This window comes from Micromonospora sp. NPDC049101, assembly GCF_040648675.1.
Lineage (GTDB): Bacteria > Actinomycetota > Actinomycetes > Mycobacteriales > Micromonosporaceae > Micromonospora.
This window is the reverse complement of the sequence record NZ_JBEZED010000010.1, coordinates 180,533-196,542: the sequence shown is the minus strand read 5'-3', so window position 1 is coordinate 196,542 and position 16,010 is coordinate 180,533. Positions and strand designations below refer to the sequence as shown.

Below are 16,010 nucleotides of genomic sequence, written 5' to 3'. Positions count from 1 at the left end.
GACTCGGGTTTGCTGAAACCGCGGTGAATGAGTGCCGGGGATACCCCGGCTTCATGAAACACGAGTGGATCATGCCCGTCTGTGCCGTTCGCACACCACACCACGCATACCCCGTCCGACGTAACCCCGGTGGCAGATCGTCGCCCGGAGCAACCCGAGCCGGGAGTTCGCGCGGGCCCCAGCCCGGGCGAACGACGACACTCAGCGTGAGCCGACAGCCGCCCCAGGCCAGGCGAACGACGACAGTGTTCAGGTGGCGTTGGGCGTTGCCTCCGCGCTGTCGCCGGCCTTCATGTCCTTGTCGAGGGCGGCCAGGATCGCCTCGGCGGTACGTCGACCAACCCCGGGGACCTCGGTGATCTCCTCGACTGTCGCGGCGGAGAGTCGTTTGAGTGAGCCGAAGTGCCGCAACAACGCCTTGCGTCGCACATCGCCCAGACCGGCCACGTGATCGAGTGCCGACTCGGTCATCCGTTTCGAGCGGCGCTGCCGGTGGAAGGTGATGGCGAACCGGTGGGCCTCGTCCCGGACCCGTTGGAGCAGGTAGAGACCCTCCGAGGTGCGCGGCAGGATGACCGGGAACTCGTCGTCGGGGAGCCAGACCTCCTCCAGCCGCTTGGCCAGGCCGCACAGCGCCACATCGTCGATGCCCAGGTCGGCAAGGGCCTGCGCGGCGGCCGCGACCTGTGGGGCGCCGCCGTCGACGACCACCAACTGCGGGGGGTACGCGAACTTACGCGGCCGGCCGGTGGTCGGATCGATCAGCACGCCGATCTGCGGCTCCACCGCGTCTTCCGGGGCCGCCGGGTCGTCGGCCGACTCCACCCCGACCTCGCCCGTCTCGGCCCGAGCGTCCAGGTAGCGGGCGAAACGACGGCGCAGCACCTCGGACATCGCGGAGAGGTCGTCGGTGGCGCCCCGAACGATGAACCGCCGGTATTCGCTCTTGCGGGGCAACCCGTCCTCGAAGACCACCATGCTGGCCACCACGTCGGTGCCCTGGATCTGGGAGATGTCGAAGCACTCGATGCGCAGCGGCGAGGTGCGCATGTCCAGCGCCTCGCTGATCTCGTCAAGTGCCTTGCCCCGGGTGGTGAGGTCACCGGAACGCTTCAGTTTGTGCCGGGCCAGCGCGTCCTTGGCGTTGCGCTCGACGGTCTCCATCAGTGAGCGCTTGTCACCGCGCTGCGGCACCCGCAGCGACACCCGGCTGCCCCGGTGGTTGGAGAGCCAGTCCGCCAGCGCCTCGGCGTCGGCGGGCAGCTCGGGCACCAGCAACTCCCGGGGCACGTCGGTCTCGCCGTGCTCGCCGCCGTACACCTGGGTGCAGAAGTGGTGCACCAGGTCGCCGGTGGTCAGATCCTCGGTCTTCTCCACCACCCAGCCGCGCTGGCCGCGGACCCGGCCGTCACGAACGTGGAAGACCTGCACGGCCGCTTCGAGCGGGTCGTCGGCGAACGCGACCACGTCGGCGTCGGTGCCGTCGCCCAACACCACGGTCTGCTTCTCCATGGCACGGCGCAGGGCGGCCACGTCGTCGCGCAGCTTGGCGGCCCGCTCGAACTCCAGCTGCTCGCTCGCCTCGGTCATCTCGCGCTCGATCTTGCGGACCATGGTGTCGGTGCGCCCGGCCATGAAGTCGCAGAACCCATCCACGATGGCGCGGTGTTCGTCGGCGGAGACGGTGCCGACGCACGGCGCCGAGCACTTGCCGATGTAGCCGAGCAGGCAGGGACGACCAACCTGGCCGGCGCGTTTGAACACGCCGGCGGAGCACGTCCGGGCGGGGAACACGCGGAGCAGCAGGTCGAGGGTCTCCCGGATGGCCCAGGCGTGCGAGTACGGACCGAAGTAACGCACCCCCTTGCGCTTGGCGCCGCGCATCACCTGGAGCCGTGGGTAATCCTCGTTGAGGGTGACGGCCAGATAGGGGTACGACTTGTCATCGCGGTAGCGGACGTTGAACCGCGGGTCGTACTGCTTGATCCAGGTGAACTCCTGCTGGAGCGCCTCGACCTCGGTGCCGACGGTGATCCAGTCCACCGACTCGGCGGTGGTGACCATCTGGCGGGTGCGCTCGTGCAGGTTCCAGACGTCGCCGAAGTAGGAGTTGAGCCGGCTGCGCAGATTTCTCGCCTTGCCGACGTAGATCACCCGGCCGGTGCCGTCGCGGAAGCGGTAGACCCCCGGTAGCTCCGGGATGGTGCCGGGTGCGGGGCGGTAGGTCGAGGGGTCAGCCACACCAACAAGCCTAGTCCGCACCACCGACAGCCCGTGGCAGGCGCTAGATCCACTCAGTGCCCGGGTAGTCGGGGTGTCGGCAGGCCACGGGCACCCCGACTACCCAGAGCACGAGTCGATCAAGCGGCGAGCGCCCGGCCCGGCCAAGCGGCGACCAGGCAAACCCGGCCGGCGGCCGCAACACCCCGGCGACCGGGCGAGCCCACCCGGCGGCCGAGCCGGAACCCGCGCCGCTAGGACCCCCTGGCCGGCCTGCGGCGGGCCCAGGCTCGACCGAGGGCTTCGACACAGACCCTAGGCGGTCAGGCCAGCGAGATCTGGTCGCCGGTGACCTTGATGTTCTTGGGCGGCAGCGGCTTGGTGGCGGGGCCGGCCTTCACCGAGCCGTCGTCGATCGAGAACTTACTGCCGTGGCACGTGCAGTTGATGGTGCCGCCGTCGACGTTCGTCACCGGGCAGTTCTGGTGGGTGCAGATCGGGCTGAAGCCCTTGAACTGCCCGGCCACCGGCTGGGTGATGACGACACCCGCCGTGGCGAGGACCTTGCCACCACCGACCGGGATGTCGGCGGTGGTCGCCAGGGACTGGGCACCCTGCCGGTCCCCGCCGCCGGCGTCACCGCTGCTGGGCACCGCCGGGCCACCACTGGTGGGGGCCCCGCTGCCGTTGCCGTTGGCGCTGCCGCTGCCGTCGTCACTGCCGCAGGCAGCCAGGACGACGGCAGCGCCGACAGCCCCGACGCCGGTGAGCAGGGTACGACGTGTGTGCGTGCCCGGACCGGTCAGCGCCTGATCGTCACTCATGCCTCGCCTCTCTCTAGCCCGCTGCGCCGGTCAAGACCCGGCCACACCTACTCCACACGGGCAACTGTGCCGGATGGTTCACCAAAGCATGCGTGCGACCCCGAATTCGGACGCGGCGACCCCGCACCGGCCAGCCCCACGCCATGCTGCACGCACGCGACAGCAGTCGTGGACCGCCGCAGCCGAACCCGACCGGACCGGCCCGCCCCGGACCGCACGAGGCCGACCGGACCGCACGAGGCCGACCGGACCGCACGAGGCCGACCGGCCCGCACGAGGCCGACCGGCCCGGACTAGGGAGATCGAGGTCAGCGCGCGGCGGCGGGCACCTTGCGGCTGGCCCGCGCCTTGGTGACGCCGTTGGCCTTGGCCGCCCGGGTGGTGGCGCCGGCCGCGCCCTTGGCCTCCCCGTCGAGCTTGAGCACCTGGCGCAGGAACTGGCCGGTGTGGCTCTCGGTCACCTCGGCGACCTCCTCGGGGGTGCCGGTGGCGAGCACGGTGCCGCCCCGGTGGCCGCCCTCCGGGCCCATGTCGATCAACCAGTCGGCCGTCTTGATCACGTCGAGGTTGTGCTCGATGGTGATCACGGTGTTGCCCTTGTCGACAAGACCTTCCAGCACCATCAGCAGCTTGCGGATGTCTTCGAAGTGCAGACCGGTGGTCGGCTCGTCAAGCACGTAGACCGTCCGCCCGGTGGAGCGCTTCTGCAGCTCGGAGGCGAGCTTGACCCGCTGCGCCTCACCGCCGGAGAGGGTCGGTGCGGGCTGACCGAGGCGGACGTAGCCGAGGCCGACGTCGACCAGGGTCTTGAGGTGCCGGTGGATGGCCGGGATGGCGGAGAAGAACTCGGCGGCCTCCTCGATCGGCATCTCCAGCACGTCCGAGACGGTCTTGCCCTTGTAGTGCACCTCCAGGGTCTCCCGGTTGTACCGGGCGCCCTTGCAGACCTCGCAGGGGACGTACACGTCGGGCAGGAAGTTCATCTCGATCTTGATGGTGCCGTCGCCGGAGCAGGCCTCGCAGCGTCCGCCCTTGACGTTGAACGAGAACCGACCCGGCCCGTACCCGCGCACCTTCGCCTCGGTGGTCTCGGCGAAGAGCTTGCGGACGTGGTCCCAGACCCCGGTGTAGGTGGCCGGGTTGGAGCGTGGCGTACGGCCGATCGGCGACTGGTCCACGCCGACGACCTTGTCCACGTGCTCCAGGCCGGAGACCCGGGTGTGTCGACCGGGGACCAGCCGGGCGCCGTTGATCTGGTTGGCCAGCACCGCGTAGAGGATGTCGTTGACAAGCGTCGACTTGCCCGAGCCACTCACCCCGGTGACGGCGATCAGTTGGCCCAGGGGGAACGGGACGGTCAGGTTGCGCAGGTTGTGCTCACGCGCGCCGTGCACCACCAACTCCCGGGCCGCGTCCTGCGGGCGGCGCGTCTCCGGCGTCGGGATCGACCGCTTTCCGGACAGGTACGCCCCGGTGATCGACTCCTTGTTCTTCAGCAGTGCGGGCACCGAACCGCTGTGCACGATCTTGCCGCCGTGCTCGCCCGCGCCGGGCCCGATGTCGACGATCCAGTCGGCGACGCGGATGGTGTCCTCGTCGTGCTCGACCACGATCAGCGTGTTGCCCAGGCCCCGCAGCCGGATCAGGGTCTCGATCAGCCGGTGGTTGTCGCGCTGGTGCAGCCCGATCGAGGGCTCGTCGAGCACGTAGAGCACGCCCACCAGGCCGGAGCCGATCTGGGTGGCCAGCCGGATGCGCTGCGCCTCACCGCCGGACAGGGTGCCGGCCGGCCGGTCCAGGGAGAGGTAGTCGAGGCCCACGTCGAGCAGGAACCGCAACCGGGCGTTGATCTCCTTGAGGACGCGCTCGGCGATCAGCTTCTGCCGGTCGGTCAGCTCGATGCCGGCGAGCAGGTCGGCGCACTCCCCCACGGACAGGTTGCAGACCTCGGCGATGCTCTTGCCCGCGAGGGTGACCGCGAGCACCTCGGGCTTGAGCCGGGCACCGCCACAGGCGGCGCACGGCACGTCGCGCATGTAGCCCTCGTACTTGTCGCGGGACCACTCGGACTCGGTGTCGGAGTGCCGGCGCTCGATCCACTGCACCACGCCCTCGAAGCCGGTGTAGTAGGAGCGCTCGCGGCCGTACTTGTTGCGGTAGCGCACGTGCACCTGGTCGTCGGAGCCGTGCAGGATCGTCTTCTGCGCCCGCGCCGGCAACGCCCGCCACGGGGTGTCGACGTCGAAGTGCTGGGCCTCGCCGAGCGCCTCCAGCAGGCGCAGGAAGTATTCCAGGTTGTGCCCGGTCGCCCAGGGCTGGATGGCGCCCTCGCGCAGGCTGCGCTCCGGGTCGGGGACCAGCAGCTCCGGGTCGACCTCCTTCTTGGTGCCCAGGCCGGTGCACTCCGGGCAGGCGCCGTACGGGGCGTTGAAGGAGAAGACCCGGGGCTCGAGATCCTCGATGGCCAGCGGGTGGTCGTTGGGGCAGGCCAGGTGCTCGGAGTAGCGGCGCTCCCGGTCTGGGTCGTCCTCCGCGAGGTCGACGAAGTCGAGCAGCACCAGGCCGCTGGACAGGCCCAGGGCGGCCTCGACCGAGTCGGTCAGCCGCTGCTTGGCGCTGGCCTTGACGGTGAGGCGGTCGATCACCACCTCGATGGTGTGCTTCTCCTGCTTCTTGAGCTTGGGCGGCTCGGTCAGCGGGTGCACCACACCGTCGACCCGGGCCCGGGCGTAGCCCTTTGACTGCAGCTCGGCGAAGAGGTCGACGTACTCGCCCTTGCGGCCACGGATGACCGGCGCGAGCACCATGAACTTGGTGCCCTCGGCCATCGCGAGGACCCGGTCGACGATCTGCTGGGGGCTCTGCCGGGAGATCCGTTCGCCACAGACCGGGCAGTGCGGCTCGCCGATGCGGGCGTAGAGCAGGCGCAGGTAGTCGTAGACCTCGGTGATGGTGCCGACAGTCGAACGCGGGTTGCGCGAGGTGGACTTCTGGTCGATGGAGACGGCGGGGCTCAGGCCCTCGATGAAGTCGACGTCTGGCTTGTCCATCTGGCCGAGGAACTGCCGGGCGTACGACGAGAGCGACTCGACGTAGCGGCGTTGACCCTCGGCGAAGATCGTGTCGAAGGCCAGGCTCGACTTGCCCGACCCGGACAGCCCGGTGAACACGATGAGCGCGTCCCGGGGCAGGTCGAGACTGACGTCACGCAGGTTGTGCTCGCGCGCGCCACGGATGATCAGTCGGTCGGCCACGGTGCGTGTACTCCCGGGAGAAGACGAAGCGAAGGATCTGTCCCGCTCTGGGATGATCTGAGCGGTCGTGCGGGCGCGGAAAACACGCCTCGGCAACTCTAGCCCCGAGGTATGACAGTTTCCCCCGCCCGCACATTCCCCCAGCTCAGCCCGGTCGGCCGCACCGAGCCACAGCCCTCGCCGCGCCGCCCGCAACGCACCGCCGACAACGCACTGCCGGCAGCGCGGGCAGCGCCTCTCCGGCAAGCGCCGGCACACGCCCCCGCCCGCCCACACCCTGACCGGCGCGGCCACCCGCCGCCGGTCAGAACCCCCCGGGCGTCGGGGGCCGGGCGGCCCGCCGCCGGGCCGAACGCCACCCACCGCGCCGCTCCGCCGCCACCCGCGACTCCCGCCGCCGGCTCTCGTGGGACAGCTCCCCCTGCAGGCGCCGCCAGCTCTCCCACCGGCGGGTGGGGAGTTCACCGGTCTGCAACGCCTCGCGGACCGCGCAGGCGGGCTCGCCGTCGTGGCCGCAGTCGGCGTACCGGCAGCCCTCGGCCAACCCGGCGATGTCGGCGAACGCCCGGTCGAGCCCGACCGCACCGTCCAGCAGGCCCACCGCACGCACCCCGGGCGTGTCGATCACGGCGCCGCCGCCGGGGATCGGTACGAGCGCCCGCCAGGTGGTGGTGTGCCGACCCTTGCCGTCGACCCGCCGGATCGACTGTGTGGGCATCATCACCGCCCCGACCAGGGCGTTGACCAGACTCGACTTGCCGGCACCGGACGGCCCGAGCAGGCCGAGCGTGCGGCCGGGCGTCACCTCGGCACGCAGCGGGTCCAGCCCGACGCCGTGTTCGGCGCTGACCGGCAGCACCGGCACCCCGGGGGCGACCGCGGCGAGCTGGCGGGCCAACGCGGCCGGGTCGGCCGCGAGGTCGGCCTTCGTCAGCACGACGAGCGGCCGAGCACCGGACTCGTGAGCCAGCGAGAGCAATCGCTCGATGCGGCCCACGTCCGGCTCGGGGTGCACCGGCTCCACCACGGCGGCCGCGTCCAGGTTGGCGGCCAGCACCTGGCCGCTGGCGTCCTTGCCGGCGGTACGGCGAATCAGCGCGCCCCGCCGCGGCAGCACCGCCTCCACCGTCACGCGGCGGTCCGGCCAGTGGGTCAGCAACACCCAGTCTCCGGCGCAGGGCAACGCGGACGGGTCGCCGGCGGCGGTGGCCAGCACCACCGGGCCCAGGCTGGCCCGGATCGGACCGGCGGCCGTGAGCACCGTGCAGACCCCCCGGTCCACCCGGGCCACCCGGCCCGGCTGGTGCTCGCCGCGTCGCGCGGCGTACGTCGCCCGCTCGGCGTCCCAGCCGAGCGCGGTCAGATCGATCGTCATGGCATCCTCATCGGTATCGAAGCTGGTGATGGCGGAACACGCGTGCCACGTCCGGCATGATCACCACCTCCGTCCGATGTCCCGGTGCCGCGTCTGCCGCTGACGGTAGGTCGCGCGCCGACGCGCCGAAAGCGATTTCCCCGGCGACGGCACGGGCGGCGGACCGCTAGGGTCGACGGGTGACCACGGATCCGCTCCTACTGATGGGCGAGGTGGACGCGGCCACCAGCCGACTCCTGCGTACCGCAGCGTCTTTCGACGCCGCGGACCTGGCCGGCGCATCGCTGCTGCCCGGCTGGACGCGCGGCCACGTGCTGGCGCATGTGGCGCGCAACGCCGACGGCCTCGTCAACCTGCTCACGGCGGCCCGTACCGGCGCGGCACTGCCGATGTACGCCTCGCTGGAGGCCCGCAACGCGGACATCGAGACCGGCTCGGTCCGGCCGACCGCGGAGCACCTGGACGACCTGCGGCGTACCGCGGACCTGTTCGCCGAGGCGGTCGCGGCGATGCCGGCCGAGGCCTGGGCGGCGACGGTGCAGGCGCGGCTGGGCCCGTGGCCGGCCGTGCTGCTCGTCTGGGGTCGCCTGCGCGAGATCGAGGTGCATCACCTCGACCTGGCCGCCGACTACGGCGCCGCCGACTGGTCGGAGACGTTCACCCACCGGTTACTGCGCGAGGCGGCCAGCCATCACGCGGCCGGTCCGACACCGCCCGCGTTGGTGCTGCGCCTGGACGGCAGCGAGCACGAGGTGGTGATCGGGGACCGCGTCGGCGCCCCGATCGTCGCCGGTCCCGCCCCCGACCTCGCCGCCTGGCTGATCGGCCGTGCCGACGGCGGCACGCTCTCCGTCACTCCCGACGGCCCCCTGCCTACTCCACCGGAATGGATCTAGAAACGTCATGACATACAGCGGAGACGTCACCCACGGCGGCGCGCCGGCGGTACGTGAGCTGGACGGGCTCACCATCAGCAAGCTGTCGGTGGGCCCGATGGACAACAACGCCTACCTGCTGCGCTGCACCGGCACCGGTGACCAGGTGCTGATCGACGCCGCCAACGAGGCCCCCCGACTGCTGGAGCTGATCGGCGACGGCGGGCTCACCGCCGTGGTGACGACCCACCAGCACATGGACCACTGGGTGGCGCTGGAGGAGGTGGTCGCCAAGACCGGCGCGCGGGCACTGGTGCACGCCGACGACGCGGACGGGCTGCCGATCGAGGCGGAGCGTCTCGCCGACGGCGACACGGTGCAGGTCGGCGACTGCGCGTTGGAGGTCATCCACATCAAGGGCCACACCCCGGGCTCGATCGCACTGCTCTACCGCGACCCGGCCGGCACCCCGCACCTCTGGACTGGCGACAGTCTTTTCCCAGGTGGTATTGGAAACACGGACAAGGACCCGGAGCGCTTCGCCGCGCTGATCGACGACGTCGAGCACAAGCTGTTCGACAAACTCCCGGACGACACCTGGTTCTACCCCGGCCACGGCAAGGACAGCACGCTGGGAGCGGAACGCCCAGCCCTCCCCCAGTGGAAAGCAAGAGGCTGGTAACCAACCACCCCACCCACCCACACACACAAAAAGAACCAAACGCCGACCGTTCACCCTGAAGATCTCTCAACCCCAGGTGTGGCGCGGCACCACCGGACGAGCCGCAACCCCGACGGGGCGGGGGCCTGCCGTGCCCGGCGCAGGGATCAAGCCTGACCGCCCGGAGCCGGGCACGGCAGGCCCCCGCCCCCACCGCAACCGGCCCCACACCGCAACCCGGCCGACACCGCAACCCGGCCCCACCCCACCCTCAGCCAGCAACAGCGAACAGCCGCCGCCGTGCCCCCAGCAGCACGACGGAGGCCAGCACCATCCCGACCCCCATGGTCACCAGCAGTGGGCTGGGGTCCCCCGGCAGCAGCCCGGCCAGCGATCGGGATGCGGTGCCGAGCGCGAGGTAGAGGCCGGCCCAGGCGGCGGCGCCCAGCGTCGCGCAGCCGAGGAATCGGCGGTACGACATCCGTAGCCCGCCGGCGGCCAGCGGCAGCAGCGCGTTGAACACGGGCAGGAACGGCGCGACGACCATCATCCGACCGCCGCCGCGACGCAGGATTCCCTCGGCCGCGGTCCAGCGCGGCTCGCCGATCCAGCCGCCGATCCGGCTGTGTCGCAACCGCTCGGAGTAGCGGCGGCCGATCACGAAACTCAGCGACCAGCCGGCCAGGCAGCCGACCAGCACCGCGGCGAAGGTCGCGAGCCCGGTGGTCGGGCGACCCACCCCGACGGCGGCGAGGATCGCCACGTCGCCGGGGACCAGGACACCCAGCAGGGGTACGGCGTCGAAGAGCATGACGAGCCCGAGCGCACCCATCAGCAGCAGGATGGGCAGGTCGCCGATCTGGGCCAGCCATTGCGTCATGTCACCACGCTATGGCCGTGACACCACTTCGGACATCGGGTTCCAGCCCCCAGGGCCCCCTGGTATCGGTCTCGGGGTCGTCCCTGAGGTGGCGTCCGCACTCAGACGGGTCGCAGCACCCGCACCCGGCGTAGCGACGAGTCCACCGAGGGTTCGGTGGTGGGCACCGGGTAGTCGGCCAGGACCGCCAGGCGGTCCGCCGGCAGGTGCCCCCGGTCGGGGTCACCGACCAACACGTCGGCGCCCCTGGCGGCGGCCCTCTGCAGGAAGGGCAGCATCCGGTCGGCCATCACACGGTCGTAGAAGACGTCCCCGGCGACCACCAGGTCGGCCTCCGAGTTGGTGTCGTCGAGCAGGTCGTCCCCGAAGACGTCGACGACGACGCGGTTGGCCCGGGCGTTGAGGGTGACGGCGGCGACGGCGTACGGGTCGATGTCGTTGGCGACCACTTCCGCGGCACCGGCCAGCGCGGCGGCGATGGCCACCAGCCCCGAGCCGGAGGCGAGGTCGAGCACCCGACGACCGGCGGCCAACTCCGGGTGGTCCAGGAGGTGGCGGGCCAGGGCCTGGCCGCCGGCCCAGGCGGACGCCCAGTACGGGGCCGGCAGGGGATGCCCGACGGCGGCCTCCATCCGGGCCCACCAGACGATCGCGTCCTCGGCCAGGTGCAGCCGCACCTCGGGAACGAACGGGGTGGGCACCAGCCGGAGCCGGTCCAGGCCGTTGCCGGGCGCGTCGATCTCGCGCTCCAGCTCGGTCAGCGCGTCGGCTGCGGCACCCTTCATCGGCGCAAGCATGCCCCAGCGGCGGGTGGTCGGGGCAGGTTTCGCGTGCCGGCGCGCAGAGTTCACCCGACTTCACACGAAGACCTACGGCACTTCGGCCAGCGGATCCGGGTTTTGCCCGTTACTGTCGGACAGGTACGGGCGATCATCGGCCAGAGGCCGAGGGTCAGCCGCTTTGAACAGGGAGAGATGCATGGCAACCGGCACGGTTAAGTGGTTCAACTCGGAAAAGGGCTTCGGTTTCATCGAGCAGGACGGTGGAGGGCCGGACGTGTTCGTCCACTACTCCGCCATCGCCTCGAGCGGCTACCGGGAGCTCAACGAGGGCCAGAAGGTCGAGTTCGAGGTGACCCAGGGGCAGAAGGGTCCGCAGGCGGACAACGTCCGCCCGATGTAGCTCCGTGCCGGTGACGGCGGCCGGTCTCCGGCCGCCGTCGCAGCGCACTCAAGACGCCGCCGGGGCGGCGGGCAGGTCCCGCCGCCTCCGGATCGGTCCGATCAACAGGATCAACGGGGTGAGCGCCAACCAGGCGGTCATCACGAATATCGCTGTCTTGGGGCCGTAGCGTGCGCCGAGGGCTCCGGCCAGCACGGCCGCCAACGGCATCGTGCCGTAGTTGAGCAGGTGCACGCTCACCGTCACCCGGCCGAGCAGGTGGTGCGGCGTGTAGGTCTGCCGGAAGGCACCCTTGACGACGTTGCCGATGGCCACGCCGAGGCCGATCAGCACCCCGCCGAGGGCCGGCCAGACCAGCCCGATGCCCGGTGCGGCGAGCGGGATGAGCAGGGCTGGCGGGCCGGCGAGCAACCCAGCGATCAGCACTGCCCGCGCGGTGCCGCAGCGGCGGCCCAGGGTGGTGGCCAGCAGCGCTCCGACGATCCCTCCGGCGCTCATCACCGCGACCAACGCGCCCACCAGGCCCGGTTCGAGCCGAAGCTCCCGGACCAGGAAGACCACCAGCACGGCCTGGTAGCCGATCAGTCCGATGTTGCAGGCCGCGCCGAAGACCGTCAGCACCCGCAGGTACGGGTCGCGGATGACGAAACGCAGCCCCTCGGCGATGTCCCGGCGCAGGGAACGGGACCGGTCCGCCCGGCGTGCGCGTGGTTCGACGGTGCGGATCCGCAGCAGGAAGATCGCGGAGGCCAGGAACGTGAGCGCGTCCAGCACCAGCGCGGCGACGGCGCCGGTGAGCTGGGCGATCAGGCCGGCGAGGCCGGGGCCGACGACGTAGCTGAGGGTCTGGGTCGCCTGGAGCTTCGCATTGCCCTCCGGCAGTTGCTCGGGTCGCAGCACCACCGGCAGGTACACCTGGTCGGCGGTCTCGAAGAAGACCCGCGCGGCGCCGGCGCTGAGGGCGACCACCAGCAGGTGCGCCACGGTGAGCCGGCCCAGCACGGCGGCCAGTGGGATGCTGAGGAACGCCAACGCGCAGAACAGGTCGCACACCACCATCACCGACCGACGGGGCAGCCGGTCCACCCACGCGCCGGCCGGCAGGCCGATCAGCAGCCAGGGCAGCCAGGCAGCGGCGGTGAGCACCGCCACCTGGAAGGTGCCGGCGTCGAGCACGGCGACCGCGACCAGCGGCAGTGCGACGGTGGTGACGTTGCTGCCGACGCTGCTGACGGCCTGACCGGCCCAGAGCAGCCGGAAGTCCCGATGCCGCAGCAGCCCGCCGGGCGGGCGGACCGGCCCCGGGTCGGTACGGGCGGGCGCGGTCACGGCCGGGCCGGAATTCCGTGCGCGAACACGAACACGGGCTGCCGTTCGTGGCCGTCGTCGGGGATCGAGCGGTCGGCCCAGCGGTCCAGCAGCGCGACCATTTCGCGGCTCAGCTCGGCCAGCTCGTCGGGGGTGAGGTGCAACCACTTGTCCGTGGAGAACGGGCCGTCGTGCCAGGTCGCCTGCGCCGCGTCGTCGGCGGCGTGCCAGGCTCGGGCCAGGGCGACGTGCCGGTCCAGGTTGAGCGAGATGGCGGCGTCCGCGACTGCCCGGGCGGCCGGGTCGGCGTCGAAGTCGCTGCTGGTCCAGCGCACAGCTCGGGTGACGAGCCGCCACCACCGCTCGCGCCGGTCGCGGGCCAACTCGGGGGCCTCGGTGACCAGGTCCGCGGCGGCGAGGACCTTGAGGTGGTGGCTGACGTTCGCCGGCGCCTGGCCGGTGCGCTCGGCGAGCAGGCCGACGGTCGAGGACCCGTGCACCTTGAGCACGTCCATCAGCCGGCGACGCAGCGGATGGGCCATCGCGGCCAGCACCCGCGAGTCGGTGACCTGGCGCACATCGGAGTTGTCCATGCCCCCCACCATGGCATCGACAACGACTGTTGCGCAATACCTATTGCACAACAGTCGTTGCGGATGGGGCAGCGGAGAGGGGCGGCCCGGCGGCTACGGGCCGCCCCTCCGCTCAGGCGACCAACCGGCGGGACAGCTCGTCGGCGACCTGTTTGGCGATGGTGGGCGGAATGGCCGCCGCGATCTTCTCCGGCGTCAGCCCGGCCAGCACGCCCTGGATCACCGCCGGCTCGTCGGTGAAGTCCCGGCCGGAGAAGATGGTCAGCGCCGCCTGGAGCGCGGTCAACTGCGCACCCAGGCTCTTGAGGTTCGGGTGACCGGTCACCGAGGCTCCGGTGTCGTCGCGGCCCTCCGCCATCCGGGTGTAGATCTGCCCGATCGGGTTGCGGCCGTCGAGCACTGTGATGTTCTTGTGGACGGTTGCCAGCCAGGTGTGTTCTTCGGGGGTCATGTCGATCTCCTCCAGGAGTCCGATGGAGCTCAGGTAGCGACGGAACAACGGCCGCTGGTCGCGGCCCGCCTTGGTCGCGTCGCGAAAGAAGCTGAAGTGGGTGTGCCAGCGGTGTGAGCTGTCGCCGGTGGTGCGTTTGCCGAGGCGGTCCCACCGCTTCACCGTCGAGCCGTCGGGGCTGTAGATGATCTCGCGGATGTCCCGGGCGTCGGCCGCGTTCGCCGCACACTGCCCCACGCACCAGAGCGAGAAACTGGCCAGGGTGTGCGTCCGACCACCGGAGCGGACCTCGATTCCGCCGACGTCGAGCGCCGCCGCGTCGAGGGTCAGGCCGGCCCTGTCCCGGGGTGACTCCGCCACCGAGTAGTCGTTGCTGTCCAGCCGGTCCGATCCGCAGTGGTAACCGCCCCGGTGGGCGGGATCCCCGACGATGCCGACCTCCGCCGGCTCGAGGTCTGCGGCACGATCGGTGTTCGGGTCGATGTTGAGGTGGGCGAGGAGCAGGCTGCGGACAGCTAACAGATTGGACGGGGCGCGGGTCATCGGCCCCCCTCTCAGGAAGTACGGGAACCAGAAGCGATGTCACACCGTGTGTGCACGGTGCGGGCTTCAGGTAGGGCCCGGCCTAACTCGTGCGTGGCGCCGGGCGATGACCCAACCATAACCCCATCAATACATGAATGCCCAGGTCAGAGCGACTTTATTTCTGATTGGGAGATCACCGACCAGAGTGGATGATCGGCAGAAGCACCGCGGAGGGGTAAGCCGGGTCGTGCAGAATCTGCCGCCAGCCGGCACGCAGCGTGACCGCCGTACCGAGGGGTTCGCCGGTGCCCGGGTTGCGCGCCCATCGCGGATGGGCGCCGCCGGCGACCTGCACCCGCAGCCGGTGTCCGGCCGCGAACCGGTACGCGGTCGGCCAGAGCGCCACCGGGACCCGCAGCGCGCCGGACGCGTCGGCGGGGAAACGCTCGGGGGTCACCCGCACCAGGCCGTCGCACACGTTCCACGAGCGACCGCGCGGTTCCACATCGCACAGTCGCACGAAGACGTCCAGGTACGGCAGTTCGCTGTGGACGTGGATCTCGGCGCGTACCGGGCCGATCACCTCGACCGGCCCGGTCAGCGGGGCGCTGGTGTAGGTCAGCACGTCGGGGCGGGCCTCGACCGGCCGGTTGTCCACCGGGCCGGCCTGCTGGGCGACCAGCAGCGGCCCGCCCCGCGAGGGGGTGGGGTCGGTCGGGTCGTACCGGAACTCGTCAGGTGCCGACGCGACCGGGGGGCGCAGCGCCAGCTCACCGCCCGGATGCAGGTGCCAGGCGGTGTCGGTGGCCGGCGGGGGCCAGTCCGGCAGGTCCCGCCAGCCGCCGCCGGAACCACCCACGTGCAGCCGGACCGGGGCGGACGCGGCTCGGCGCGACCGCCCGCCGGTCGACGTAGCGGCCAGCAGGTGCTCGTCCAGCCAGGCCAGCCCCTCCCGCAGGGCGCCCACGAACAGCCCGGGGCTGCCGTGTGTCCAGGGGCCGATCACCAGGCGCGGTCGTGCGCCGGCGGCACGCAGGGTGGCGTGGTCGTCGAGTTGGGCGGGCAGGAAGATGTCGTGCCAACCGGTGACCATGAGCACCGGCGCCCGCACCCGGGCGACCCGGTCGGCGAAGACGCGCTCGCGCCAGTACGCCGCCTCCGGGGTGTGGTGGCGCAGCCACTCCTGGAAGAACGGGATGGTCACGCCGGTGGCCACCCGGTCGGCGTCGGCCAACGGCAGGTGCGCGAGCGCGGCGGCAAGCCGGGGCTGGCCACGCTTGAGCTCCCACTGCCGGGCCAGCCACGGCACGGTCTGCGCGTGCAGCAGCTCCGCCCAGGTCAGCACGGTGTCCAGGGCGAAGGACTCCCCCGCGTACGTCGAGTCCCGGGTGGCCGAGGCGGTCACCACCGCGACCATCGCGCGCAGCTCGGCACCGGCGTCGGCGGCCAGCGCCCACTGCGCGAAACCCTGGTAGCTGACCCCGAACATGCCGAGTTGGCCGGCCCACCAGGGTTGGCGGCGCAGCCAGTCCAGGGTGTCCACCCCGTCGTCGCGCTCGTGCACGAGCGGGGCGAAGGTCCCACCGGACCCGCCGGTGCCGCGGCAGGCCTGGATCACCGCGTGTCGGCCCCGCGCGGCGAGCAACCGGCCGAGCAGCCGCAGCGGTCCACCCCGCCCGTACGGGGTGCGGATCAGTACGGTCGGCGCGTCCCGCACGCCCGGGGCGTAGTGATCGGTGCGCAACACCACACCGTCGCGGGCCCGGACCGGGATGTCGCGGGTGACCCGCACCGGAGCGGGGCGGGTCGGTGGCAACCGCAGCACGACGCCGGCGAGACGGGAGACGAGCCGGTCGGGCACC

The 16,010-nt window shown here is 71.6% G+C and carries 13 protein-coding genes; 3 read left to right on the top strand and 10 right to left on the bottom strand.

Translation table 11 applies throughout. The features are described 5' to 3' along the window. Positions 1-249 precede the first annotated feature (249 nt). The 4 genes from uvrC to rsgA form a co-directional block, all read right to left on the bottom strand. The gene (gene uvrC / locus AB0B57_RS16370; RefSeq protein WP_357069787.1) at positions 250-2,241 is read right to left on the bottom strand and encodes an excinuclease ABC subunit UvrC; all 1,992 of its coding nucleotides are present in this window, start codon (positions 2,239-2,241) and stop codon (positions 250-252) included. A 302-nt stretch (positions 2,242-2,543) separates the two neighbouring features. After that, a complete protein-coding gene (locus AB0B57_RS16365) occupies positions 2,544-3,044 on the bottom strand; it encodes a Rieske (2Fe-2S) protein (RefSeq protein WP_357069785.1) in 501 nt (166 codons plus the stop codon). Between the two features lie 308 nt (positions 3,045-3,352). Then, a complete protein-coding gene (gene uvrA, locus AB0B57_RS16360) occupies positions 3,353-6,298 on the bottom strand; it encodes an excinuclease ABC subunit UvrA (protein ID WP_357069783.1) in 2,946 nt (981 codons plus the stop codon). Positions 6,299-6,602: 304 nt separating this feature from the next. Continuing rightward, positions 6,603-7,673, bottom strand: a complete 1,071-nt coding sequence (rsgA, locus tag AB0B57_RS16355; protein WP_357069781.1) for a ribosome small subunit-dependent GTPase A — start codon at positions 7,671-7,673, stop codon at positions 6,603-6,605. Positions 7,674-7,852: 179 nt separating this feature from the next. Between rsgA and AB0B57_RS16350 the strand changes: the two genes are divergently transcribed. Both AB0B57_RS16350 and AB0B57_RS16345 read left to right on the top strand, forming a co-directional pair. Then, complete coding sequence (locus AB0B57_RS16350; protein WP_357069779.1) at positions 7,853-8,569, top strand: maleylpyruvate isomerase family mycothiol-dependent enzyme; 717 nt, start codon at positions 7,853-7,855, stop codon at positions 8,567-8,569. A gap of 7 nt (positions 8,570-8,576) precedes the next feature. After that, a complete protein-coding gene (locus AB0B57_RS16345) occupies positions 8,577-9,230 on the top strand; it encodes an MBL fold metallo-hydrolase (RefSeq protein ID WP_357069777.1) in 654 nt (217 codons plus the stop codon). Positions 9,231-9,480: 250 nt separating this feature from the next. Here AB0B57_RS16345 and AB0B57_RS16340 read toward each other — a convergent pair whose 3' ends face one another. Together AB0B57_RS16340 and AB0B57_RS16335 are read right to left on the bottom strand one after the other, a co-directional pair. Continuing rightward, a complete protein-coding gene (locus tag AB0B57_RS16340; protein ID WP_357069775.1) occupies positions 9,481-10,089 on the bottom strand; it encodes a VTT domain-containing protein in 609 nt (202 codons plus the stop codon). A 101-nt stretch (positions 10,090-10,190) separates the two neighbouring features. After that, positions 10,191-10,886 carry a 50S ribosomal protein L11 methyltransferase gene (locus tag AB0B57_RS16335; RefSeq protein ID WP_357069936.1) on the bottom strand — a complete coding sequence of 232 codons (696 nt, stop codon included), beginning with the start codon at positions 10,884-10,886 and terminating at the stop codon, positions 10,191-10,193. A 181-nt stretch (positions 10,887-11,067) separates the two neighbouring features. Between AB0B57_RS16335 and AB0B57_RS16330 the strand changes: the two genes are divergently transcribed. Beyond that, entirely contained in the window at positions 11,068-11,271 is a 204-nt protein-coding gene (locus AB0B57_RS16330) for a cold-shock protein (RefSeq protein ID WP_007462771.1), read from the top strand. 48 nt (positions 11,272-11,319) lie between these two features. On the opposite strand, the gene AB0B57_RS16325 is transcribed toward AB0B57_RS16330, so the two are convergent. From AB0B57_RS16325 to AB0B57_RS16310, 4 genes are all read right to left on the bottom strand, one after another. Further along, entirely contained in the window at positions 11,320-12,600 is a 1,281-nt protein-coding gene (locus tag AB0B57_RS16325) for an MFS transporter (protein ID WP_357069772.1), read from the bottom strand. Next, positions 12,597-13,172: a metalloregulator ArsR/SmtB family transcription factor gene (locus AB0B57_RS16320; protein WP_357069770.1), complete on the bottom strand. Its 576-nt coding sequence runs from the start codon at positions 13,170-13,172 to the stop codon at positions 12,597-12,599. The genes AB0B57_RS16325 and AB0B57_RS16320 overlap by 4 nt, the downstream gene beginning before the upstream one ends. 112 nt (positions 13,173-13,284) lie before the next feature. Continuing rightward, positions 13,285-14,166, bottom strand: coding sequence for a hypothetical protein (locus AB0B57_RS16315; protein ID WP_357069768.1), 882 nt, complete (start codon positions 14,164-14,166; stop codon positions 13,285-13,287). A gap of 175 nt (positions 14,167-14,341) precedes the next feature. Then, positions 14,342-16,009, bottom strand: coding sequence for a CocE/NonD family hydrolase (locus AB0B57_RS16310; RefSeq protein ID WP_357069766.1), 1,668 nt, complete (start codon positions 16,007-16,009; stop codon positions 14,342-14,344). Position 16,010 lies beyond the last annotated feature (1 nt).

Excerpts from the sequence above, each read along its gene's own strand:
- AB0B57_RS16330 (WP_007462771.1), top strand. The coding sequence starts at position 11,068 with ATGGCAACCGGCACGGTTAAGTGGTTCAACTCGGAAAAGGGCTTCGGT.
- AB0B57_RS16365 (WP_357069785.1), bottom strand. The coding sequence starts at position 3,044 with ATGAGTGACGATCAGGCGCTGACCGGTCCGGGCACGCACACACGTCGT.
- rsgA (WP_357069781.1), bottom strand. The coding sequence starts at position 7,673 with ATGACGATCGATCTGACCGCGCTCGGCTGGGACGCCGAGCGGGCGACG.
- AB0B57_RS16345 (WP_357069777.1), top strand. The coding sequence starts at position 8,577 with ATGACATACAGCGGAGACGTCACCCACGGCGGCGCGCCGGCGGTACGT.
- AB0B57_RS16340 (WP_357069775.1), bottom strand. The coding sequence starts at position 10,089 with ATGACGCAATGGCTGGCCCAGATCGGCGACCTGCCCATCCTGCTGCTG.
- AB0B57_RS16320 (WP_357069770.1), bottom strand. The coding sequence starts at position 13,172 with ATGGACAACTCCGATGTGCGCCAGGTCACCGACTCGCGGGTGCTGGCC.
- AB0B57_RS16335 (WP_357069936.1), bottom strand. The coding sequence starts at position 10,886 with ATGCTTGCGCCGATGAAGGGTGCCGCAGCCGACGCGCTGACCGAGCTG.
- AB0B57_RS16315 (WP_357069768.1), bottom strand. The coding sequence starts at position 14,166 with ATGACCCGCGCCCCGTCCAATCTGTTAGCTGTCCGCAGCCTGCTCCTC.